At 54.9% G+C, this 21,433-nt stretch carries 22 protein-coding genes and 1 tRNA gene; 11 read left to right on the plus strand and 12 right to left on the minus strand.

Going from position 1 to position 21,433, the window contains the following annotated elements; translation table 11 throughout:
• The coding region (locus ACWISF_RS01460; RefSeq protein WP_448379820.1) for a PAS domain-containing protein at window positions 1-937 on the minus strand (937 nt) is incomplete at its 3' end.
• A 462-nt stretch (window positions 938-1,399) separates the two neighbouring features.
• Window positions 1,400-2,296, minus strand: a complete 897-nt coding sequence (locus ACWISF_RS01465; protein WP_448379821.1) for an S-methyl-5'-thioadenosine phosphorylase — start codon at window positions 2,294-2,296, stop codon at window positions 1,400-1,402.
• A 106-nt stretch (window positions 2,297-2,402) separates the two neighbouring features.
• Between ACWISF_RS01465 and ACWISF_RS01470 the strand changes: the two genes are divergently transcribed.
• Entirely contained in the window at window positions 2,403-2,747 is a 345-nt protein-coding gene (locus tag ACWISF_RS01470; protein ID WP_448379822.1) for a hypothetical protein, read from the plus strand.
• Here ACWISF_RS01470 and ACWISF_RS01475 read toward each other — a convergent pair.
• Window positions 2,744-3,376 carry a DUF2834 domain-containing protein gene (locus tag ACWISF_RS01475; RefSeq protein ID WP_448379823.1) on the minus strand — a complete coding sequence of 211 codons (633 nt, stop codon included), beginning with the start codon at window positions 3,374-3,376 and terminating at the stop codon, window positions 2,744-2,746. The genes ACWISF_RS01470 and ACWISF_RS01475 overlap by 4 nt on opposite strands.
• A 161-nt stretch (window positions 3,377-3,537) precedes the next feature.
• Here ACWISF_RS01475 and ACWISF_RS01480 point away from each other — a divergent pair, with 161 nt between their 5' ends.
• Together ACWISF_RS01480 and ACWISF_RS01485 are read left to right on the plus strand one after the other, a co-directional pair.
• Complete coding sequence (locus ACWISF_RS01480; protein WP_448379824.1) at window positions 3,538-4,140, plus strand: hypothetical protein; 603 nt, start codon at window positions 3,538-3,540, stop codon at window positions 4,138-4,140.
• Window positions 4,137-5,075 (plus strand): AAA family ATPase, encoded by a 939-nt coding sequence (locus ACWISF_RS01485; RefSeq protein ID WP_448379825.1) that lies wholly within the window; start codon window positions 4,137-4,139, stop codon window positions 5,073-5,075. Before ACWISF_RS01480 ends, ACWISF_RS01485 begins: the two co-directional genes overlap by 4 nt.
• Window positions 5,076-5,086: 11 nt before the next feature.
• Here the strand turns inward: ACWISF_RS01485 and ACWISF_RS01490 are convergent, their stop codons facing one another.
• The 7 genes from ACWISF_RS01490 to ACWISF_RS01520 form a co-directional block, all read right to left on the minus strand.
• Window positions 5,087-5,398 (minus strand): hypothetical protein, encoded by a 312-nt coding sequence (locus ACWISF_RS01490; protein ID WP_448379826.1) that lies wholly within the window; start codon window positions 5,396-5,398, stop codon window positions 5,087-5,089.
• Between the two features lie 318 nt (window positions 5,399-5,716).
• Window positions 5,717-6,187 (minus strand): hypothetical protein, encoded by a 471-nt coding sequence (locus ACWISF_RS01495; protein WP_448379827.1) that lies wholly within the window; start codon window positions 6,185-6,187, stop codon window positions 5,717-5,719.
• A 24-nt stretch (window positions 6,188-6,211) separates the two neighbouring features.
• Window positions 6,212-6,700 (minus strand): 2Fe-2S iron-sulfur cluster-binding protein, encoded by a 489-nt coding sequence (locus tag ACWISF_RS01500; protein ID WP_448379828.1) that lies wholly within the window; start codon window positions 6,698-6,700, stop codon window positions 6,212-6,214.
• A gap of 9 nt (window positions 6,701-6,709) precedes the next feature.
• The gene (locus ACWISF_RS01505) at window positions 6,710-7,360 is read right to left on the minus strand and encodes a 4-vinyl reductase (RefSeq protein ID WP_448379829.1); all 651 of its coding nucleotides are present in this window, start codon (window positions 7,358-7,360) and stop codon (window positions 6,710-6,712) included.
• 29 nt (window positions 7,361-7,389) lie between these two features.
• Window positions 7,390-7,827, minus strand: a complete 438-nt coding sequence (locus ACWISF_RS01510) for a hypothetical protein (RefSeq protein WP_448379830.1) — start codon at window positions 7,825-7,827, stop codon at window positions 7,390-7,392.
• Window positions 7,828-7,831: 4 nt separating this feature from the next.
• Window positions 7,832-8,065, minus strand: coding sequence for a hypothetical protein (locus tag ACWISF_RS01515; protein WP_448379831.1), 234 nt, complete (start codon window positions 8,063-8,065; stop codon window positions 7,832-7,834).
• The gene (locus ACWISF_RS01520; RefSeq protein ID WP_448379832.1) at window positions 8,050-8,781 is read right to left on the minus strand and encodes a V4R domain-containing protein; all 732 of its coding nucleotides are present in this window, start codon (window positions 8,779-8,781) and stop codon (window positions 8,050-8,052) included. The genes ACWISF_RS01515 and ACWISF_RS01520 overlap by 16 nt, the downstream gene beginning before the upstream one ends.
• A 600-nt stretch (window positions 8,782-9,381) precedes the next feature.
• Here ACWISF_RS01520 and ACWISF_RS01525 point away from each other — a divergent pair.
• The 6 genes from ACWISF_RS01525 to ACWISF_RS01550 all read left to right on the plus strand — a co-directional run bounded on the left by ACWISF_RS01525 (window position 9,382) and on the right by ACWISF_RS01550 (window position 17,579).
• Window positions 9,382-9,678, plus strand: a complete 297-nt coding sequence (locus ACWISF_RS01525; RefSeq protein WP_448379833.1) for a hypothetical protein — start codon at window positions 9,382-9,384, stop codon at window positions 9,676-9,678.
• A gap of 32 nt (window positions 9,679-9,710) precedes the next feature.
• Window positions 9,711-11,042: an efflux RND transporter periplasmic adaptor subunit gene (locus tag ACWISF_RS01530; RefSeq protein WP_448379834.1), complete on the plus strand. Its 1,332-nt coding sequence runs from the start codon at window positions 9,711-9,713 to the stop codon at window positions 11,040-11,042.
• Window positions 11,039-14,227, plus strand: coding sequence for an efflux RND transporter permease subunit (locus ACWISF_RS01535; protein ID WP_448379835.1), 3,189 nt, complete (start codon window positions 11,039-11,041; stop codon window positions 14,225-14,227). The genes ACWISF_RS01530 and ACWISF_RS01535 overlap by 4 nt, the downstream gene beginning before the upstream one ends.
• A gap of 23 nt (window positions 14,228-14,250) precedes the next feature.
• Window positions 14,251-14,322, plus strand: a tRNA-Val gene (locus ACWISF_RS01540).
• 1,193 nt (window positions 14,323-15,515) lie between these two features.
• Complete coding sequence (locus tag ACWISF_RS01545) at window positions 15,516-16,298, plus strand: ABC transporter ATP-binding protein (protein WP_448379836.1); 783 nt, start codon at window positions 15,516-15,518, stop codon at window positions 16,296-16,298.
• Window positions 16,299-16,418: 120 nt separating this feature from the next.
• Complete coding sequence (locus ACWISF_RS01550) at window positions 16,419-17,579, plus strand: MFS transporter (RefSeq protein WP_448379837.1); 1,161 nt, start codon at window positions 16,419-16,421, stop codon at window positions 17,577-17,579.
• A 9-nt stretch (window positions 17,580-17,588) separates the two neighbouring features.
• Here ACWISF_RS01550 and tatC read toward each other — a convergent pair whose 3' ends face one another.
• Window positions 17,589-18,356 (minus strand): twin-arginine translocase subunit TatC, encoded by a 768-nt coding sequence (tatC, locus tag ACWISF_RS01555; RefSeq protein WP_448379838.1) that lies wholly within the window; start codon window positions 18,354-18,356, stop codon window positions 17,589-17,591.
• A gap of 21 nt (window positions 18,357-18,377) precedes the next feature.
• Window positions 18,378-18,830, minus strand: a complete 453-nt coding sequence (gene ndk, locus ACWISF_RS01560; RefSeq protein ID WP_448379839.1) for a nucleoside-diphosphate kinase — start codon at window positions 18,828-18,830, stop codon at window positions 18,378-18,380.
• Between the two features lie 100 nt (window positions 18,831-18,930).
• On the opposite strand from ndk, the gene ACWISF_RS01565 reads away from it, so the two are divergent.
• Window positions 18,931-20,352: a TldD/PmbA family protein gene (locus tag ACWISF_RS01565; RefSeq protein WP_448379840.1), complete on the plus strand. Its 1,422-nt coding sequence runs from the start codon at window positions 18,931-18,933 to the stop codon at window positions 20,350-20,352.
• Window positions 20,352-21,413, plus strand: a complete 1,062-nt coding sequence (gene thrC / locus ACWISF_RS01570; protein WP_448379841.1) for a threonine synthase — start codon at window positions 20,352-20,354, stop codon at window positions 21,411-21,413. The genes ACWISF_RS01565 and thrC overlap by 1 nt, the downstream gene beginning before the upstream one ends.
• The last annotated feature ends 20 nt before the right edge of the window (window positions 21,414-21,433 follow it).

Below are 21,433 nucleotides of genomic sequence, written 5' to 3' on the forward strand. Positions count from 1 at the left end.
TTTGCCTCAATTGTTCAGAGATGGGATTGTCTTGATCCGGTACGTTATTGCCTAGAGGCATCAAGGAACCATCGGGTAGGGCATGAACTTTCGGTTGCCAGCATTTGGCTTCCGGCAGATATTGGACGATAAATGTCTCCAGCTTCAAAGTCGTGCTAATGGTTTTGGCCGCCACCTGAAAAATTTCCGCTAATTCCAGGGAGCTACCCATCGCTTGCACGACTTGACCAAGAATGTACTCTTGATTGATTTTGTATTGCAGACGTTCCTCAAGCTGTTTTTGTGGCGTTACATCCGCATAGGTGATCACGACCCCTCCGGTAGGCAAGGGCGCCGCACTCACCGCCAACCAACGTGTGATACCATCTGGGGTCTGAACTTTTTGGATGTAGTTGCGCAACACCCGATGTTCGCGCCATGCCCGCACCGACGCCCAGGTCTCCGGGGGTAGGGGATTGCCCTGTTCATCCCATACCTGCCATTGCTTGCGCCCCAGTTGGTAGTCGGCAGGGTCGCGTATCCCCAAAAGTTCCATTGCCGCCGGATTCATGTCCACTGCTGCTCCATTGACATCGGTAATGACCACGCCCACCGGCAACAGGTTAAACAGCGTGCGGCTACTCATCTCCTTGAGGTACCCTGTCGAGGGCAAGGGATAGAGAATGAACAGACTTAAAGACGGCAGGGGCATACAGACGGATTCCACCGCCAAAAAGCGGGTGCTACCGTCAGGATGTTGATAGGTGGTTTTAGACAAGGTGCGGGGGGGATATTCCTGCGGCCATCCCGGTAAAAGCGTTACCCCACATTGCCCCACCAACTCCGCCACAGGTCGCCCCAACAAATGGGCAGTCGCCTCATTCACCCACAGCCAGCGTCCCTCTTTATCAGCCAAAACCACCGCCTGGTCTATCGCCGCTAGGGAATTCGACCACATACCTGCTCCGATATCCTTGAATCCATTTTCGTACATAACTATTCCTGCTAGGACTATCTACCTACTTCATAATTATCACCCATGATCCCGCTATAAACCATGAGAACCATCTTGTTATAAAAATAAAAAATTCTCATATTTTTTATAAAATTTAATAATTTGCAGCCATTAGGCAACAAGCATTAATCAAAGTGAGTAGAAAATTAAGTAATCCCTCCTTCGCCACCCCTTGACAATTGCCCACTCAGACAACCTGGCAATGCCTCAAATTTCTAACTTACCTGGATTTTTAAGTAAGGTTGTATCAGAGCATACATTTACTCGGCAGACCGGCAGATCAAAGATGCCATAGATACGCGAGTGCGGTGAGGACGTGACCCGATTTTGTCACACAGGAATTACCGCATCTTACTCCCAATTGAGGGGAACCAATGGGGTTTATTTTTGATGTTTTCGCCTGATTTAGGTTCCCTGCTCACTTTTGAGGTAGGGGGCCAAAATTGGGCGCAATTTGGCCAGCGTCGCCGGGGGTACTTTGTCCAAGGGAGTCATAATGGCATTTTTGAGGGCGCGATGGGCTTTGGATACCGGGGGATTTGCTGCAATTTTGGCAACTGCTTTGTGAATGACTGCCTGGGCATGGGCCACATTCTGGCGGAGATTGCTCAGCACCAGTTCCACCGAGACGCTGGCGTGTTCGGGGTGCCAACAGTCGTAATCCGTCGCCAGCGCCAAAGTGGCATAGGCAATTTCCGCCTCCCGCGCCAGTTTCGCCTCCGGCAAATTGGTCATGCCGATCACCGTCGCCCCCCAACTGCGGTAGAGTTCCGATTCCGCGCGCGTCGAAAACGCCGGCCCTTCCATACACAGATAGGTTCCCCTGGGATGCACGGTGACATTGGGTAAATGGAGTTCCGTAATCGCCGCCACCAACACCTGTGCCAGGGCAGGACACACCGGTTCGGCAAAGCTAATGTGGGCGACAATGCCCTCGCCAAAAAAGGTGGAAATCCGGTTGCGGGTGCGGTCAAGGAACTGATCAACAACCACCAGATCGAGGGGTTTGACCTCCGGGCGCAGGGAACCCACCGCCGACACGGAAATAATGTAGGCCACTCCCAGGGTTTTCAGAGCATAGATATTTGCGCGGGCCGGAATTTCGCTGGGCAACAGGTGATGATGTCGCCCATGTCGCGCCAAAAACGCCACCGGCACTCCGGCCAATTCCCCAACCAGGATGGCATCGGACGGGTCGCCAAAGGGAGTCGGCACCACCACCTCCTGCACCCCCGTCAGACCGGGCATTTGGTACAAACCACTGCCGCCAATCACACCAATTTGCACCGGTGGTAAGGCCATGACCCTGCCCCTGTCTTCCTTTTGCGTCCTTCCTAATGTATCACCTGGGGGAACAAGCCTTGCCCCATCCCGTCTGAGTAAATAGTACCGCCCATTTTGCAGATATATGGGATTAATGTTGCTGCCCGTGCTGCTGGGGCTGGTGTTGAGTGCGCCTGCCCTGAGCCCGGAATTGGTTCAATCGCCGGACATTGCCCCGGTCGTCCCCTTGACCGACCCGTTGGCATTGACCCCCCAACAGCAGACCCAGCTTCAGGAAATTTACGCCCACGCCCAACAGCAGGCCAACGCCATTCTCACCCCTGCCCAACAAGCCCGGTGGACGGCCCACAACCTTTGGCAAAACACCCAACATCTCGAGCTCACCCCCGCCCAAAAACAGCACCTTACCGCGTTGCGGTTACGGGTTCTCCGCCAGATGCACCAGGTTCTAACCTCAACCCACCCCTAATCCGGCAACGGCGGACGCACCGTAAGATACAGCGCCGGTCCTACCAAGGGCAGCAGCGACACCCGCGCCAACCAGGAATTGGGCGACACACCGCGACGGCTTAGGTCATCCCCCAGCGCCAGGGGAAAAAGAACGCACAGCAGCAAGAAATCCAGGCTCATCACATGGATAAAACGGCTGGTTTGAAACGCCTGCCACCAGTCCGCCCAGGAACCCCAAACCAACCCATAGGCCAAAAAGCCCACACTCAACAGCAACCACACCGCCCCCAGGATGCGGCTATTCCAAAGGCGTAGGACAGGCGACACCGGGCCATGCCAGCGGGGAAACGGGCGGCGCAACGCCAGATAGGGCAACAGGGCAAACGCGCCCAGGGCAAAAGAACCCGCCACAAACGGCCAAGCAGGGATTTTTTGCCCCCGCCCATCGGTCAGCAACACGGCAGCGTAAATCCCCGGCCAGACCCCCATGAGGTTAAACAGGGCCACGACCAGCGGGTTGACGCCCGCCACATCAAACCGAATCAACCGTTGGATTAAATCCCAGGTGTCCGGCTGCGCCGGGGGCGCCAGGGTAAACGCATACCCTACAAACCCCAGCCAGAGAATCCACAGGAGTACCGCTTGCATGATGCCAAGGGAACAAATGCCAGCCATTTTGTTTTAACACAGGGCGAAGGGGTGGCGATTACACCATTCTTGCCCACTCTGAACCTGGGTTATGTATGTTATCTTCAAAAAGACACCACCAGCCGGGCAAGCAACACAGGACAAACCGAAAGGGCGAAGCAATGCGGGGGGTTCAGGGGTTGGCGGTGCTGGTCGCAGGTGTGGTGATGACAACAGGGTGGGTGCAGGCGGAAACCCCTCTACCGGTGGTGGAATCGGCGGCTTTGGCGGTGGGAATGCAAGTGCCTTGGTCACAACCGGTGCGCGTCAGGGACCCTTTTGAGGGGGAACAGTTGGGCGTGTTTGACCGGCATGAATTTAGCCGGGGGGAAATCCCGCGGGTGACGGTGTTGAGTCTGTGGCAGCCTCAGCGGGTTCGGTTTTTGGTCGGCTTGGGCAGCCAATGCACCCGCGCCTACGTGGGCTATGTTTTTTATTTCCCGGTGGGGGGTTGGCGTTGTGGGCAGGTGGATACCAGCCGCAGGATTGTGGAAGCGCACATCAAAATTGGCGATACCCAGTGGTTGTTGACCCAGGGGCAGCACAATACCTTTCCCCTGGATGCGAAGGTACAGGCAGCACTTGCCCAAGCCCCGGAAGCCAAGGTACTTCTGCGGCTGGTCACGGAAGCGGGCGAGTTGATTGACAGCGAAATCGGTGTGAATACCGTCCGCGCCTGGAAACAGATTTTTAGGCCCGTTGCCCCTGCCCCGGTGACCCCATGAGCGACTCACCCATTGCCAAATTGACCGCCAATATCAGTTCCGTTTTTTTGGGCAAACCCCAGGTAGTAGAACAGGTGGTGACGGCGGTCATTGCCGGGGGCCATATTCTGATCGAGGATGTACCGGGGGTGGGCAAAACCACCTTGACCCAGGCGATTGCCCGCAGTATTGGCGGTAAATTTCAGCGCATTCAATTCACCAGTGACCTCTTGCCCGCCGATATTTTGGGGGTGACGATTTTTGACCGCAATCAAGCCCGATTTGAATTTCGCCCTGGCCCGATTTTTGCCAATGTGATTCTTGCCGATGAAATCAATCGCACCTCGCCCCGCACCCAAAGCGCTCTGCTCGAAGCAATGGCCGAGCAACGGGTTTCCATTGACGACCAAACCTATCCTTTGCCCAAGCCGTTTATTGTTCTGGCCACCCAAAATCCCATCGAATATCACGGCACCTACCCCTTGCCCGAAAGCCAATTGGACCGCTTTTTGGTGCGCCTGTCCATCGGCTATCCCGACCGCAGCATCGAGAAAAAATTGCTCTTGAATCGGCAACGGGAAGAACCGGTAGAACAGTTGGGTGCGGTGCTGTCTTTGGCGGAATTGCTCAGCCTCCAAGCGCAGGTGGATCGGATCATGATAGAAGAGTCCCTGGTGGATTACATCTTGCAGGTGGTGACGGCAACGCGCACTGCACCGGTATTGCGGGCGGGTGTGTCCACACGGGGGGCGTTGGCGCTGGTGCGGGCGGCCAAGGCCCGGGCCTTGGTGCAGGGGCGTACCTACTGCGTGCCCGATGACGTGAGCGAATTGCTGATCCCCGTCCTGGCCCATCGGTTGGCCTTGAACAATCCGGGGCAGGACCTGCAAACCCATCGCCAGGAATCGGAAGCCATTTTGCGGGAACTGGTCGCCGCCATTCCCCTACCGGTGTGACGCCCAGGCCTTTAGACCACATCCACCAGACATTTCAGCCCCAGAATCCAAAGAATTTTCCCCTCGATGATCCCCAAATCCCGTTGATGCGCCAACGGCTCTGCTTCCAACTGCTTATACACCGAAGTCAAATGCTCCAGTTCTGCAACCGCCTGGTTGACCTGCTCCTCCTCCAAATACAAATCCACAAGCGCCGCATCCAGATCACACACCGTAGAAATTTCCGGCTCCGCGCCTGGCACCAAAACCGACTTTAATTGCCCGCGATACTTGCTCAGAATCTTGCGGATAATATACTTGCAAAAAACCGACAGTTTGTTCATGGATGTCACCTCCGAGGGGCTAACCACTTTTTTCCCATTTTTTTTAACACAAAATCACCCTGCATCCAGCCCACCATCCCCCTTTTCCCAAGGCATTATCCTCAGGAAGAAAAGTCCTTCGTGCCAGACGCAAGTGAAGTGTTTGTGCAGTTGCAATAATCATATTTTAGACAAATTTAATGTTTGCCAAACAACACTTTTGACAAATGTTTACAGGAGATGTGGGAGCGTAGTTTTACCTAGGTCCATTGTCGCATACCCAAGGATGGCTGGGCGGGGAGCAAAAAAGAGGCATTCTGTTCCCCGACCGCCTGGGTATTAACTGCCCAGCATTTCCGCAGTCAGTTCTACAATTGGATGCACCAGGGCAAATTCCTGCGGCGTTAAGCGTTCTTTGAGGACTTCGCCCAGGACGGTGTAGGATTGGCGGGCGGCCTCCTGGTCTTGGAAGGAGCGGGCAATTGTCTGCAGCCAGCAGAGGAGACGTTGTTTGTAGGCGGTGATGTCCCCTGTGAGCAAAGTGGCGGCAATGTAGCGCAAAACGTCGGTGCGGTCCCGGCGGCAAATGCTGGCCATATCCCGGTTGTTTTTGTAGAAAAAGCGGGGCGAACGCATTAACAAACGGCGTTCCACTTCCTGCAAAATTTCCGCTTCGGCGGCCTTGATTTTCCCGTAGGCGCTAAAGCGCTGGCGCATTTCGGCTAGATAGGTCTCGACGGGTTGCCATTCCTCTGGGGTAATGTAGCGACCGTCGGCGGTGAGGGTGAGTTGCTTCAGTTCGGTAAGCATGGCTTGCCTCCTGCAAACAAGGTTTTACAAACTGGCTTCGCTGGTTTGTTTGAGGTATTCGCTGACTTGAATGCGCGTATCACGCAGTTGGTCCACAATCGAGCGGGTGATGAGTTTGCCTGTTTCCACCAACACCTCCCCGGTAAGCGGATGCACCAGGTCCTGTTCCGTGCGGCGGCCAATCAGGGCTTCGATGTCCTCCATCACGTCCACGTACATCCCCTGGGGCACCTGCACCACCACCCCGTTGCCCTGGACTTTGGTTTGGCAGGCCAGGCGGGAGTTGGGTTTGGCGGTGGCCACCATAGAGAGCGTGCGTTCTTCCCGGCGGTTTTTGGGGCTAAGGTGTTCCATGCCGCTTTGGATATAGACATGGCAGGTGGCGCACATCCCCCGCCGACCGCATTCTTGCAACACGTGCAGGCCGTTGTTGACCAGCGCCTCGATCAGGGATTGCCCATCCTCTAAATTGGCCGTGACGCCAATTGGTTCCAAACGCACTGCCCAGGTCATGGCTGACGGCTAGCTACGGAGTCGTTGGAGAATGGTGGCCGCATCCATCCCGCTTTGCACCCAATCCACCACGGGTTGCACCTGTTCGGGCAGGCCGATGAGAAACCGGTTGCCCTCCTGCCCCTGGGAAATGCAGGCGATTTGGACGCATTGCACCTCCCGTCCGGTCAACTGGCGAAACAACACCTCCAGCACGCCCACCTCTACGTAGGCCGCAGGCTGACTTTGACCGCTCTGGGGTTGCACCCAGGGGGAATTTTGGATGCTAACCAGGATCAACCCCCGGTGGCTATAGCTCCAATCCAGATGCAATTGCCCCCAGCCATGCACCTGCCAGCAGCGGCTCAGGCAGTACACCAACTCCTGCATGGTCAATTCCGCCAGGGGTTTGCCGTAGTATTCCGCCAGTTCTTCCGCCAACCGGGCAAACAGATGCTGGCCCCAGTGCCGCCCACAGCGTTGCAACACCAGGGGCGTGGCCTTGCCGATTTCCTGCTCTAAACCGGCATAAATCCCCCGCACCAGGTGTTCGGGAATGGCTACCAAGCGGTTGCCCCGCCGGTTGCTCAGGGTGCCCAGTTCCAAATCCCCCTGCACATACGCCCCCGGCGCAAAGTAGTCCGTCGGCACCGGCTGATTGAGCAATGTCTCCAAATTCATGACCCAGCCTCCTGTAAATGGTTAAGGACTCACAGACAGCCCAAACACCGCTGCGCCTGCTCCCAATAGGGCGCCAACAACGGCCACCCCTGCGCCCCCAAAACCGTTTTCAATTGGGCGTGCAACAATTGCCCCAGGGTCGTATGCAAAGGACTGCGCGGGCGCGCCTGCAACCACTGCCCCACCCGGTGCTCAAAAAACTCCGGGTCATCCAGCACCATCGCCAGGGCCGCCCCCCGCAACGCCCCCACCCAATCCCGCAAGGCCGCCATTGCCGTTGCCTCATCCGTATTGGGCATCTGCCGGACCACTGGCCGGAAAATCTGCGCCTCCTGGGTCCGCAATTGTTCATACACCTGCAGACGGTTGGTCATGGCGTGAAAATGCTGCCACAATTGCTGCTGTTCCGCCGTTTCCAAATACCGTTGTTCTGCCGTATTCAATAAGTGCATCACAGTTTTATTCATCGCCCTACTCCTGCCCCCAACAACTACTGATCCACTCCTCTAGGGTCGGCACCGCTACAGCCCCATCGGCCGCCAGCGCCACGCCGCCCCAGGGCCAACTCCCCCAAAACTGCGCCACCGGCAAGGTCAGGTCTAACTGCCACGCCCCCTTGCCGTTCTGTTGCGCCGCCAAAGGACGCCCCTGCCAGGGAAACCCCTCAAAAAACGCCCGCACGGTCTGATTTAAGTCGTGGCCCATACCGCTTGCCCCCCTGCCAGTCGCTGCTCAATCTCCCGCACGCCCAAGCCCTGGCTGACCCACTGGTTTACCTGCTGAATCACCGGCGCTTTGCCCACCACAAACCGGCAGTAGGTCGCCCCCATCGAATAGCATTGGATTTCCGCACATTCCAACGCCCGCTGCACCAGATGGCTCAAAAAGCCCGCAAACAACCCCGCGTACAAATGACACACAGGCTTGCCCACCACCCCCAAGGTGCGCGCAATCGCCGAATCAAAGATATTCACCAACAACACATTCTGCTTTTGCAACGACAAATCCACCTCCCAACGCCCCCAACCTTGAGCGGTAAACGGCCACCACCAGGTTTCCAACAAAAACAACAAATTGGTCTGGCGCACCGGACGCTTAAATTCCTCCGTAAACCACTGGTCAAAGGCCTGCCCGTCAAACCTGCCCCACTGGCGGCCAATCTGGTACATCACCACCGGGGCCGCTTCCCCCACCTCCTCCGTCAAACCATCGAGTAACCCCGTAATCAGGTCTTCACTGGCAAAAAAATTCACCGCCCCATTCCAATCCGTCACCTTCCCCTGTGCTAAATCCCACTGGAAAAAGGTGGTGAGGTCGTAATGGTTGTGCTTGTTATCCTTTGGCGCCGCTGGCGTTGGCGTGGGATTGTCCCACCAATCCGCTGTGGTTAATACCGCCTGTTTCTCTGACATTCCCGGCATGATCCTTCCCCCTATCGTGATGGGATAGACGCAACCAAAGTCATGGGAAAAAATCCCCCAAAAAGAGTACGCCCGCGTGTTAACCCGCCCACAGGCATCCCTTAAGCACTCCGTCGTTCAGGGGTGAACCCGCTCGTGAGTGCATAACTTTGTGCTACTTAAAATTCTAAAAATCCTTGCGGATGTGTCGGGAATCTTTGATATTTTTTAACAAACTATGTAACCTTACGGAAGGGATTTTGTCATAACCAAATTTTATCCGTAGGTAAAATCCGGGTAATTATTGCTTGTGATTAGCTAGTCTAGTGATTCCTGGTCCTGCCCAAACCTGACCTCTGGGTTTTTACAGAAAGCGGCGGCTGTACCTCGTCCCCCCGGTGGCTGTGCTATATTAAACGCAACTGCATATCGCCCTGATACAATGCTGGAGCTGGCAACTCTGGGTCTATGAGGGCGGGAACCCCTGCATGGCTCTTGTGTGACCGAGCTGCTGGCATTGTGAATTACAGGGCGATTTGTCCCTTATTACGGCGGTTGAAACGGCGGGGGCATATCAGTAGATTGTCTGTACAAAGAGGGGAGGCGGGTTCCGGCCGAGTGATGTACCAAATGGTGCCCCAAGGGTGGAAGCGGTGGTTTGAGCCAATCGAAAAGCAGCGGGAAAGTTGGGTCAACAGGCGGGCGCGGTTTGCGGTGATGTTGTGTTTTTGGGGAGATTTGACCCCCAAACAGCGGTGGGAACAGTGTCAAGCCCGATTGACCCATTCGCCGGCGCAGAAAACCCAGGGGTTGTTTGCGGATCGATACCAACAGGCGGTGCGCCTGGTGCGGGAGGAATTGGCCTGGGCACCGGCGTTGCTCCAACTAACCCAGAAACAGGCGGTCGGGCAGGGATGAACAAGGGATTACCTTGGGTTCAAAGGCGGTGGGTGTGGGTGCTCCTGGGCGTGCTGATGCTGGGGGGCTGGTTATTGTACGACCGTTTTTTCAGGATTTTACTGTCGGTCATTCGGCTCAAACCCCAGCCCTCGCCGGTGGTGGTGACCCGTCCCCAGGTGCAGACGGTAGCGGAAACCTCTGATTTTGTGGGTCGGTTTGATTCCCGCCAGTCGGTGACCTTGCAACCCCGGATCAGTGGGCAGGTGCAGGCAATTTTGGTGCAATCGGGGGCAACGGTACGGGCCGGGCAATTGCTCCTGCGGGTGGATGCCGCCGAAGCGCAGGCGCAGGTTCGCAATCGCGAGGCTGCGGTCAAAAATGCGCAGGCCGAGGTCACGGCGGCGCGGACCGATGTGCAGGCAGAACGGGCGACCCTCCAGGCGGTGCAGGCCAACCAAGCGGCCCTGTTGGCGGACCGGGAACTGGCCCGTCAGGAATACCAACGGTTTGAGCAGTTATTCCGGGAGGGCGTGGCCAGCCAGCAAGAGTTGGATCAACGTCTGTTTCGTTTGCGGGCTGCCGAAGCCCGTTTGGAGCAGGCCAAAGCCCAGGTCATGACCCAACAGGCCGCCATCGCCAGGGCACAGGCGCGGTTGGTGCGGGCGCAGGCCAGTTTATCCCAAGCCCAGGCCAGTTTATCCCAAGCCCAGGCCAATTTACAAAATTACTTGATTCGGGCGCCCTTTGCGGGGCAAGTCGGCAACATTCCCGTCAAGGTCGGGGATTTCGTCAACTCCAGCACCCCCCTGTTGACCCTTACGGAAAACCAAAACCTGGAACTCAGCCTGGACATTCCTTTGGAGCGGGCGGCGGATTTGCGTCTGGGTTTGCCGGTGCAGTTGTTATCCCCCCAGGGGCAGGTCATCCAGACCGGGAGAGTCTTTTTTATTGCGCCGACGGTCAACACCCAAAGCCAGACCGTGCAGGTGAAAGCTGCCTTTGCCAATCCCGAAGGCCGATTCCGCAGCGACCAATTTGCCCAGGTGCGGGTGGTGTGGGCAACCCGGCCAGGGGTGGTTGTGCCGGTGACTGCCATTTCCCGGTTGGGGGGGCAAAATTTTGTGTTTGTCGCCAAACCCTTTAAGGAATCTGGGTGCAAAAGTGCCGTTCTACCGAATCCGGGGCCACCCCCCCGACTGCAACCCCACGATTGGGTGGCCGTCCAAACCCCGGTGCAACTGGGTAAAATCATTGGTAACACGCAGGAAGTGTTGCGCGGCATTACGCCCACAAGCCGCCTAATTCCTACGGGGATTTTACAGTTGAATCATTGCACCTGGATTACAGAACAAAAAACCGCTTCTCCCGCGCCGCCATCATGATCTTTTCTATTGCCAATTTTTTCATCCGCCGACCCGTTTTTTCCACCGTTTTATCGGTCTTTATTGTGATTGTCGGGGCGGCCTGTATTCCTACCCTACCAGTTGCCCAATACCCGAATGTCACCCCCCCCCAAATTGTGGTCACGTCCCGCTATGTGGGTGCCAATGCGGAAGTGGTCGAGTCCACCGTGACCAATCTTTTGGAACGGGAATTAAACGGTATTGATGGGCTGAGGTATATCAAATCCACCAGTGCCAACGATGGCACCAGCAACATTGCGCTCACCTTTGAGCTGGGCCGGAATTTGGATATTCTGGCGACCGAAGTACGCAATCGGGTATCGAGCGTGCAACCTCGCTTACCGGATTTGGTGAATCGCACGGGGATTCAAATCACCAAAGCCAACAGCAGTTTCCTCTTAGCCATTGGGCTGTATGCCGAACAGGATGCCAATGGGAAAGACCGCTATGATGATGTTTATCTAAGTAACTATGCCGACTTGTATATTACCGATGCCCTGAAACGCATCAAAGGGGTGGACAGTGTGCAGATTTTTGGGGAACGGCAATATGCCATGCGCATTTGGCTTGACCCCTTGAAATTGGCCGCTCGCAATCTCACGCCCCAGGATGTGGTGCAAGCGATTCGGGAGCAAAATTTGCAGGTGGGGGCAGGACAAATTGGGCAGCCGCCAGTGCCACCGGGTCAGGAATTTCAGTACTCGGTAACGGCGCAGGGACGGTTGGCGAATGCCGAGGAATTTGCCAAGTTGGTGATCCGCACTGAACCCAATGGTTCCCTCATCCGGCTTAAGGATGTGGCCCGCGTGGAATTGGGGGCAGAAAATTACAGCTCCATTTTGCGATTTACATCGGAAGATGGGGTGTCCCACCGGGGGGTAGGTTTAGGCATTCGGCAACAGTTAGGGAGTAATGCTTTGGCGGTTGCCAAGCAGGTGAAAGCCAAGATGCAGGAATTGCAAAAAAGCTTTCCGCCCGGCTTGAAGTATGAAATTGCGTTTGATACCACCCTCTTTGTGGAAGCTGGTACCCAGGAAGTGATTGTTTCGTTACTGCTGGCGGTATTTTTAGTCGTCCTGATTATTTTCCTATTTTTGCAGAACTGGCGGTCGGCTTTGATCACTTCCATTGCCATTCCGGTTGCCTTGGTGGGGACGTTTATTTTTGTGAAAATTTTTGGCTTTTCAATTAATACCCTCACCCTATTTGGTTTAACTTTGGCTACGGGTTTGGTGGTGGATGATGCGATTGTGATTGTCGAGGATATTACCAAACGCATCCAGGAAGATGGGATGGCGCCCCTACCGGCGGCAATGGCTTCGATGGATGCCCTTTTTGGCGCAGTCATTGCCACATCAATTGTGTTAATTACCGTGTTCATACCGGTTGCTTTTTTACCGGGAACCACAGGGCAACTCTATCGCCAATTTGCCCTGACCATTGCCTTTGCCATTACCATTTCCACCTTTAATGCCATTACCTTAACCCCTACCTTGGCTGCCCTTTTGATTCGGCCAGGACAAGTGCCCGACCATTGGCTTTTTCGCCGGATCAATCAATTTTTAGATCAATTGCGTGAGCAGTATCGGGAGGGCTTGCAATGGGTGGTGCAACGAAAGAATTTTATCTTGGCCTTGTTTGGTCTGGCTTTGGTATTCACCTATGGGGCTTACAATTTGATGCCCAAAGCGTTTTTACCCGATGAAGACCAGGGTTATTTTATTACGGTTGTGCAAGCGCCGCAAGGGGTATCGCTGGAATATACGGAACGGGTGTTGCAAAAGGCGGAAGCCGTCCTCAAAAAACGACCGGAAATTCGCAACATTTTTGCGGTGGGGGGGTTTAGTTTCAGTGGGGCCACACCGAATGTGGGACTCATTTTTGCAACCATGCGTCCTTGGTCAGAACGTCCGCGACCAGAGCAGTCGGTTGTTGGGGTAATTGGTGGTTTTTTCCCCCCTCCAGCGCGGGGTTTATTCCCCGAATTATTAGGGATTAAAGAAGCAGTAGTAATTCCTTTTTCGCCACCAGCTATTGCTGGTGTGGGTAATTTTGGTGGTTTTGAATTTCATTTACAGGACCGGGTAGGCCTAGGCTTGTCGGTGTTGGGAGAAACGCTCGATAAATTTTTGGAGGCGGCCAAAAGATTCCCAAATCCAGACCGACCAATACTGACCCGATTGCGGGCCGATTTCAGTGGTAACACGCCCCAAATTGAAGTGCAAGTGAACCGGGAGCGGGCCAATGCATTGGGGATCAATGTGGCAGACATTTTCAACACCTTACAAACTTTGCTGGGTTCTACGTATGTCAATGACTTTAATCAATTCCAGCGCACCTATCGGGTTTATGTGCAAGCAGACGGTGTATTCCGTACCAATCCGGCCAACTTAAATAAGTTTTATGTTCGCTCGCAAAATAATCAAATGGTTTCTCTGGGGAATCTGATCACAGTGCGGCAAATTACCGCGCCGTCGGTGATTAGTCATTTCAATCTATTCCGTTCGGTGGAAATCAATGGGGTCGCCAGTCGGGGTAAATCTTCGGGAGAGGCCATTCAAGCTCTGGAAACAGTAGCGAAGCAAACCTTACCGCGAGGATTTGGGTATGAATGGTCGGGATTATCCCTAGAGGAAATTGAATCGGCAGGGCAGGCCATCGGCATTTTTGCGTTGGGCGTGGTGTTTGTCTTTTTGACCTTGGCTGCTCAGTATGAAAATTATATTGACCCCTTCATTATCATGCTGACGGTTCCCTTGGCGGTATTGGGCGCATTAATAACGATTTTTTTACGGGGATTAACGATTGATGTGTACACCCAAATCGGCTTTGTGATGTTGATCGGTATGGCGAGTAAAAATGCCATTTTGATTGTGGAATTTGCCAATCAATTGGTCGCAGAAGGTTTGGGGATCACCAAAGCGGTATTGGAAGCCTGTCGGGAACGTCTGCGACCGATTCTAATGACGGCACTTTCGACGTTGATCGGGGCATTGCCGCTGTGGATGGCGACGGGGGCAGGGGCGGCAGCACGGCGTTCTCTCGGTACTTGTATCGTTGGGGGGATGGGGATTGCCAGTTTGCTGAGTTTATTCATCGTTCCGGTGCTGTACATTGTAATCAAGAATTGGGAAGCCCGTTATCTCAAGCGATTTTCCTCGTGATTTTGCTACAATAAGAATCCTACGGGCGATTAGCACAGTGGTAGCGCACTTCCTTCACACGGAAGGGGTCACTGGTTCGAATCCAGTATCGCCCATAGGGGTTTTCCCTCAGTGCATCAGGGTTTTACGGGTTGCCCCTGCAAGGAGGGGTTAGCTGGCGTTGGGGTTCATTGGGCTACATTATTTGGGGTGAAATCTATACCTAGTGGGTTGAACCGGCGTGGGAGCGTGCTAAGAAGGAAAGCGTTTCCCTGTGGGCGGTAGATGCTGGTACTGCGGACAAAACCATATCCTAACCCTGTAGGTCTTCTTTCTAATCACAACTTGTCACAACTGGCTTCCGGTTTTCTTTTCTGTACAATCTGTTGGTTTGTGACGCTGGTGTGCGACAGATGGAATTTTCCCCTCTCTTTCCCAACGCCGAATTGGGTCAACATGAACGGACTTCTATTTCGCAAGCTCGCCAATCATTAGCAATTTGTCGGTTATAAACATCTCAGGCAAATATAGGTAAAATGGCAACGATTGTTTACCCTAAATGTGTTTAGCACAGGGGGTCACCAGGGTACTGCCCCCATCTTCGGTTCCGGGAAGTTTCTGTTTGTTAATCATGCAGGATGATGAAATATAGCTAGGTAGGTTAAGGTTGTCGCCTGAAGATTCATGGCTAGGCCACGCTTCGCTATGGGAAACCAATGTGGGGCTACGCCCAGCGACCCATAGCATGTCAACCTTTGTATGCTTAGCTATAGTAGTTCCGCTGGCGATTGAGCAGATGGTAAGGGAGCGAGGTTTTGCTGGGAAATGCTTTGGTTCTGCTCGATTGTGGCTACGGATGGGATAGGGGAAATATATTTGCTTGGTGATGTACTGACAACTTTTCTCAGCAAGCAGACCTTTTCTCCAATGTGACCGCCCTAAATCCGGGATCGCCAATGGTTCTGATGCAGAAGGATTAAATCTGCCAAATTCTCAAGGTTTCTGCCCAAATGTGGGGTTTACCTTGGGATAAAAATCTCATTTATAACCCAAATCATTTGATAAAATTAATTTTTTTTTCACCGGACATTTTAACCACTCTGCACTTACCAATTTTTACAGCAGGTTTCAACAGATTTAGACCGACTCTAAGTTGCTTTACATGCCTGTAACCAAGCAATTTGTTGTGCCCTTGTCGCCGCCGTGCCGACTGTGTTGAACACAGCCGGTTTGTTCAGTACTGTTGTCCTTTGGCGGGATGAACCTTTAGAGTTATAGTGTGAAGTAACGTTCTCAAGTGCAGACCGTCATGCACCAGCCTGTTATTGAATTTCGGGACGTTTACAAAGAATTGGGTGGGCGGACGATCCTCAAGGGGGTAAGTTTTGCCGTTTATCCAGGGGAGGCGGTGGGCATCATTGGCCCTTCGGGTGCGGGTAAGTCCACCACGTTGCGTCTGATTGCCGGGTTGATGGCTCCCGACCGGGGAGAAGTCTGGGTGCAGGGACAACCCCAAACCTTGGTTGCAGAAGGGGTACCAAGCAAAGCTCGGATCAGTATGGTGTTTCAGAATTCCGCGCTGTTTGATTCCCTCACCGTGGCCGAAAATGTAGGTTTTTTGCTTGCAGAGCACAGCCATTTGCCGCCAGCGCGGGTGCGGGAATTGGTGGAACTGAGTCTCGAACGGGTAGGCTTAAAAGGCATGGGCGACCGGTATCCGGCGGAATTGTCGGGCGGGATGCGGCGGCGGGTGGCACTGGCACGGGCAATTATTGAGGACCCAGAAGACCCTAGCCATGACCTGGATATTGTGCTTTACGATGAACCCACCACCGGTTTGGACCCCATTGCCTCGCAAGTGATTGAAAATTTAATGCGTTATTTGCAAAAAGAAGTGCAGCATTCCGCTACGTATGTGGTTGTCACCCACCAGGAAAGTACGATTCGCCGTACTACCGACCGGATTTTATTGCTCTACGACGGTCAGATTCGCTGGCAGGGAACGACCCAAGAATTAAATACCACCGATGACCCCTACATCACCCAATTCATGAGTGGTAACCCCAACGGCCCGATGACTTTGTTTGATTGATTTACTGTTGCCTATGTCATACCCATCGTGTTCCTGGAAGGGTGTCAAGAATCCTGTTTTGACAGCTCAGTATCCATACGTCCCACACGGTCAACATGGGTACAGGTGAGCGGGTGGCCTATGGCTAAATCCCCGACGGCGGCCCTGAAATTTGTGGTGTTGCTGGGGTTTGTGAGTCTCTGTGCGGATGCGACCTATGAAGGGGCACGCAGCCTGACTGGGGCTTATTTGGGGGTCCTGGGCGCCAGTGGCACAACAGTTGGCTGGGTAGCGGGGCTGGGAGAACTCGTCAGCTATGGCTTGCGCTTGTTCATCGGCTTTCTTAGCGACTCTACCCGCCGTTACTGGGGCATCGCCACCCTTGGTTATGTGCTGAATACGGTGGTGGTGCCGCTGATGGCGTTTGCTGGCCGTTGGGAGGTCTTGGCGGGTCTGATGATTGCCGAGCGCACCGGCAAAGCAATTCGCACGCCCCCGCGCGATGTCCTGCTGTCCCATGCGGCCATGCGGGTTGGGAAAGGCTTGGGCTTTGGTGTGCACGAGGCGATGGATCAAATTGGCGCTGTGGCCGGGCCGCTGCTGGTCACTGCGGTTTTGGCGACCTGGGGGAGCTATCCGGGGGGATTCGCCATTTTGGCCATCCCGGCAGTGCTGGGGTTGGTGGTGCTGGTCATTGGGCAACGGCTGTATCCCAACCCGCGCGAATTTGAGCCGGTTCTCCGAGATTGGCAAGGGCAGGCGTTGCCCGTGCGGTTCTGGGTCTATTTGGGGGCGGTGATGTTGATTGCCGCTGGCTTTGTGGATTTTCCCCTGATTGCCTTTCATTGGCAACATACCGGCGTGGTGCAGCCGACGCACATTCCCTTGTTGTATGCCTTGGCAATGGGGGTGGATGCCATCGCAGCCTTGCTGTTGGGGTACGGGTTTGATCGCCTGGGTTTGCCTATGCTGATGCTGGCCCTGCTCCTGGCGGTGGGGTTTGTACCGCTCGTCTTTTGGGGCGGTGGTCCCTGGGTCATCTGGGGCATGGTGTTGTGGGGGATTGGCATGGGTGCCCAGGAATCCCTCTGGAAAGCGGTGGTTGCCGGACTGGTGCCCCCCGACCGGCGCGGTTCGGCCTACGGTATGTTCAACACCGGCTATGGCCTCGCCTGGTTTGGCGGCAGCGCCGTCATGGGGATGTTGTACGACCGCTCTCTGGGGGGGTTGATTCTTTTTTCGCTGCTGGCGCAGGGAATGGCCATGCCCCTGTTTCTTTGGCTCAACCGTCAGACGCGATGAACCATCCGGCTAACGCTGGGGCAAAATCAACACTGCCAGCGCAACGCCCCCCAAATACAGACCGGCAATGGCCCCTGCCAATAACATCTGGGTCAGTGGGTCCGTAGAAGGGGTCAAGATGGCACCCAGCACCACCGCTGCCAAAACCACATACCGCCAACCGGCCAACATTTGGCGGGGTGAGACCAACCCCAAGGCACTTAAAACAAACTGAACCACGGGAATTTGAAACGCCAACCCCGTCCCCAACAAGAGAATCAAAATAAATTCAAAATAGCGCTCGATGGACCACAGGGGTTCCACCACATCCGCCCCATAATTCACAAAAAAGCGCAACGCCGCTGGCGCCAACACCCCATACCCAAAGGCCAAACCCAACACAAATAACCCACTCGAACCCAACACCACCGGCCCCAGCAACCGGCGTTCCCGGCGGGTCAACCCCGGCAACACAAAGGCAATCACCTGATACAAAATCATGGGGCTGCTGAGGATCAACCCCGCATAGGCCGCCACCTTCAACGACACGAAAAAAAATTCCCCCGGCGCCATCTGCAAAAACTTGACCGACCCGGCAGGTGCCTCTAAAAAACGCACCAACGGCTTGACCCCCACAAAACAGCCGACCGTCGCCACCCCGAAGGCCGCCAACGCCCACAAAAGCCGCTGGCGCAGTTCCTCCAAATGGTCAAAAAGCGACATCTCCACATCATCAGGGGTTTCATCCAGCGGGTCGCGTTCCGCCTCCAAAACCGGCGTGATGGGGTCAGGATTCATGGGTGTTTGCCAACCCTATGCCTACGATTCTACCAACCAGGGCAGAGTCGCCGGTTGCCAGGACACCAGTTCGTCATTGCTAAACCAGAGGCTGATTTCTCGTTGCGCCGTCTCAATCGCATCAGAAGCATGGATCAAATTGCGGCCGATACTGATGCCAAAATCCCCCCGAATCGTCCCCGGTTCCGCACTCAGGGGATTGGTCGCCCCAATCATTTTCCGGGCAGCAGCCACCACCCCGTCTCCCTCCCAGACCATGGCCACCAGTGGGCCAGAAGTAATGAAGGCGACCAGCCCTGGGAAAAAGGGGCGCTCCCGATGCACATCGTAATGCTTTTCCGCCAATTCCCTAGAAACCCGCAGCAATTTCAACCCCACCAAAGTAAACCCTTTGGCTTCAAAACGGCGGATGATTTCCCCCACCAGTCCCCGCTGCACCCCATCGGGTTTAATTGCAACAAATGTCCGCTCCATTACCGACCTCACGTATTGCCTTTTGAATTGTAACCAAGGAGCAGCAGTCCCACCAAATGCGCCCATGTAAGCTAAATTAAAACAGGTTTCTTGCGCAGCGATGAACCCTACTGCCCTCCTTGCCGCCATTAGTGTCCCCGCCGACTGGATCGGGCTGCGACTGGTTCGGGAAACTGCCGTCGTTTACCACGTCCGGGACGGTCACCCCCAAGCCCAGGGCCGCGCCACCACCTGGGGCGCAATGGTGGAAGTCAGTGTCCAAGGTCGTTGGGGCTACGGCGCTACCCCTAACGTCACCCCTACCGGCCTCCGCCAGGCCGCCGACCACGCCTATCGCCACGCCCAACTGGCCGCCCCCCGCACCCACACCCTGCGCGAACGCCCCCCCGCCACCGGCCAATACCGCACCCCCGTCGGCCAGTCCTGGCGGGACGTCTCTCCTGGGGAACTCACCGACTTGTTGGTGAAAATCTGCCATACCCTCAAAGTCAGCGACACCATCGTTTGCACCAAAGCCAGCCTCACCACCACCGAGCGCGAAACCTGGTATGTGAGCACCAATGGCGCCGACTTGTATCAACAATTTTATTACATTAGCAATCATTTTGCCGCCACCGCCCAAGCGGGAACCGAGGTGCAAACCCGCAGCGACCACGGGATGTTGGCGCGTTGTTACCAGGGCGGGTTAGAGTGGCTTTTCACCGCAGATTTGTGGGCGCGGGTTGCCCGGATTGGCGAGCAAGCGGTGGAACTGGTCGCTGCGGAAAACTGCCCAACCATGCGGACATACCTCGTTTTGGCGCCCGACCAAATGCTATTACAAATTCATGAAACGGTTGGCCACCCCTTGGAGTTGGACCGCATTTTGGGAGACGAACGGAATTACGCAGGCTGGAGTTTTGTGCAGTTAAGCGATTTCGGACATTTGCAGTACGGTTCCCCCCTGATGAACATCACCTTTGACCCGACCGTCCCGGGGGAATTTGCCAGTTATGCGGTGGACGATACCGGGGTGGTGGCCCAACGGGAATACCTAATTCGCCACGGCCTTTTGGTGCGGGGTTTGGGGAGTTTAGAAAGTCAAATGCGGGCGGGCGTGCCGGGGGTCGCCTGTGGTCGCGCCTGTTCTTGGAACCGCCCCCCCATTGACCGCATGGGCAACCTCAATTTAGAACCCGGTACGGGCAGTTTTGCCGACGTCATCCGGGACATAGAGCGGGGAATCTACATGGAATCCAATCGTTCCTGGTCCATTGATGACTACCGGCGGAAATTTCAATTCGGTTGTGAATACGCGCGTTTGATCGAGAATGGCCAACTCACCAAAACCTACAAAAATCCCAATTATCGCGGGATCAGTTTGGAATTTTGGCGCAACTTGGTGCGTTTGGGTGGCCCGGAAACTTGGGAAATGTACGGCTCGCCCTACTGCGGCAAAGGGGAACCCAACCAAGCCATCCGGGTCGGACATGGATCACCGGTGGCCGTATTTGCCAACGTCGAAGTGTTTGGGGGTGGCTAATGTGGCAGGGTTTAATTCACCATTACTGGGACTATTTACCGGTGACGGATCACACCCCCATTGTCACCCTTTATGAGGGCAATACTCCCCTGATTCCGGTACCCAGAATTGGCAGTTATCTCGGCAAAAAAAATGTACAAGTATGGGTGAAATACGATGGCTTAAATCCCACCGGCAGTTTCAAGGACCGGGGCATGACGATGGCCATTAGCAAGGCCAAAGAACAGGGGGCAGAAGCAGTCATTTGTGCCAGTACCGGGAATACTTCGGCAGCCGCAGCGGCCTATGCTCGACGGGCAGGTATGAAGGCGTTTGTCTTGATCCCCGATGGGTATGTCGCCTTGGGCAAGCTGGCGCAGGCCTTGATGTATGGCGCGCAAGTATTGGCCATTCAAGGGAATTTTGACCAGGCATTGGCCCTGGTGCGGGAACTGGCCGATACCTATCCCATTACCTTGGTGAATTCCTTGAATCCCTATCGTTTGGAAGGGCAAAAAACGGCAGCTTTTGAAGTCGTAGATCAGTTGGGGGATGCTCCCGATTGGCTTTGTATTCCTGTGGGGAATGCGGGCAACATCACTGCCTACTGGATGGGATTTTGTCAGTATTTGCAGCGGGGAAAATCCCACCGATTACCACGTATGTTTGGGTTTCAAGCGGCTGGGGCGGCGCCCATTGTGTACAATCAACCGGTTCCCCATCCCGAAACCATTGCAACTGCCATTCGCATTGGCAACCCTGTGAATTGGCAACAAGCCCTCGCCGTTGGGGAAGCCAGCCAAGGGGGATTTTATGCCGTCAGCGACCAGGAAATTTTAACTGCCTATCGGCTTTTGGCGCAGGAGGAGGGTATTTTTTGTGAACCTGCCAGTGCCGCTTCCGTCGCAGGTTTATTTCATCTGCAAGACCAAATTCCTCCGGGCGCGCGCATCGTGTGTGTGTTAACCGGCAATGGTCTCAAAGACCCGGACAATGCGCTGGCTGCAGGACAAACCCAACTGCGTCAAGGCATCCCCCCCGAACGGGATATTTTGGCGCAGGCGATGGGTTTTTCCGGATAGGAAAATCGCCCCGACGCCCA

The organism is Gloeomargarita sp., assembly GCF_053491055.1.

Excerpts from the sequence above, each read along its gene's own strand:
- ACWISF_RS01465 (WP_448379821.1), bottom strand. The coding sequence starts at position 2,296 with ATGGCCTTACCACCGGTGCAAATTGGTGTGATTGGCGGCAGTGGTTTG.
- ACWISF_RS01470 (WP_448379822.1), top strand. The coding sequence starts at position 2,403 with ATGGGATTAATGTTGCTGCCCGTGCTGCTGGGGCTGGTGTTGAGTGCG.
- ACWISF_RS01475 (WP_448379823.1), bottom strand. The coding sequence starts at position 3,376 with ATGCAAGCGGTACTCCTGTGGATTCTCTGGCTGGGGTTTGTAGGGTAT.
- ACWISF_RS01480 (WP_448379824.1), top strand. The coding sequence starts at position 3,538 with ATGCGGGGGGTTCAGGGGTTGGCGGTGCTGGTCGCAGGTGTGGTGATG.
- ACWISF_RS01485 (WP_448379825.1), top strand. The coding sequence starts at position 4,137 with ATGAGCGACTCACCCATTGCCAAATTGACCGCCAATATCAGTTCCGTT.
- ACWISF_RS01490 (WP_448379826.1), bottom strand. The coding sequence starts at position 5,398 with ATGAACAAACTGTCGGTTTTTTGCAAGTATATTATCCGCAAGATTCTG.
- ACWISF_RS01495 (WP_448379827.1), bottom strand. The coding sequence starts at position 6,187 with ATGCTTACCGAACTGAAGCAACTCACCCTCACCGCCGACGGTCGCTAC.
- ACWISF_RS01500 (WP_448379828.1), bottom strand. The coding sequence starts at position 6,700 with ATGACCTGGGCAGTGCGTTTGGAACCAATTGGCGTCACGGCCAATTTA.
- ACWISF_RS01505 (WP_448379829.1), bottom strand. The coding sequence starts at position 7,360 with ATGAATTTGGAGACATTGCTCAATCAGCCGGTGCCGACGGACTACTTT.
- ACWISF_RS01510 (WP_448379830.1), bottom strand. The coding sequence starts at position 7,827 with ATGAATAAAACTGTGATGCACTTATTGAATACGGCAGAACAACGGTAT.
- ACWISF_RS01515 (WP_448379831.1), bottom strand. The coding sequence starts at position 8,065 with ATGGGCCACGACTTAAATCAGACCGTGCGGGCGTTTTTTGAGGGGTTT.
- ACWISF_RS01520 (WP_448379832.1), bottom strand. The coding sequence starts at position 8,781 with ATGCCGGGAATGTCAGAGAAACAGGCGGTATTAACCACAGCGGATTGG.
- ACWISF_RS01525 (WP_448379833.1), top strand. The coding sequence starts at position 9,382 with ATGTACCAAATGGTGCCCCAAGGGTGGAAGCGGTGGTTTGAGCCAATC.
- ACWISF_RS01535 (WP_448379835.1), top strand. The coding sequence starts at position 11,039 with ATGATCTTTTCTATTGCCAATTTTTTCATCCGCCGACCCGTTTTTTCC.
- ACWISF_RS01545 (WP_448379836.1), top strand. The coding sequence starts at position 15,516 with ATGCACCAGCCTGTTATTGAATTTCGGGACGTTTACAAAGAATTGGGT.
- ACWISF_RS01550 (WP_448379837.1), top strand. The coding sequence starts at position 16,419 with ATGGCTAAATCCCCGACGGCGGCCCTGAAATTTGTGGTGTTGCTGGGG.
- tatC (WP_448379838.1), bottom strand. The coding sequence starts at position 18,356 with ATGAATCCTGACCCCATCACGCCGGTTTTGGAGGCGGAACGCGACCCG.
- ndk (WP_448379839.1), bottom strand. The coding sequence starts at position 18,830 with ATGGAGCGGACATTTGTTGCAATTAAACCCGATGGGGTGCAGCGGGGA.
- ACWISF_RS01565 (WP_448379840.1), top strand. The coding sequence starts at position 18,931 with ATGAACCCTACTGCCCTCCTTGCCGCCATTAGTGTCCCCGCCGACTGG.
- thrC (WP_448379841.1), top strand. The coding sequence starts at position 20,352 with ATGTGGCAGGGTTTAATTCACCATTACTGGGACTATTTACCGGTGACG.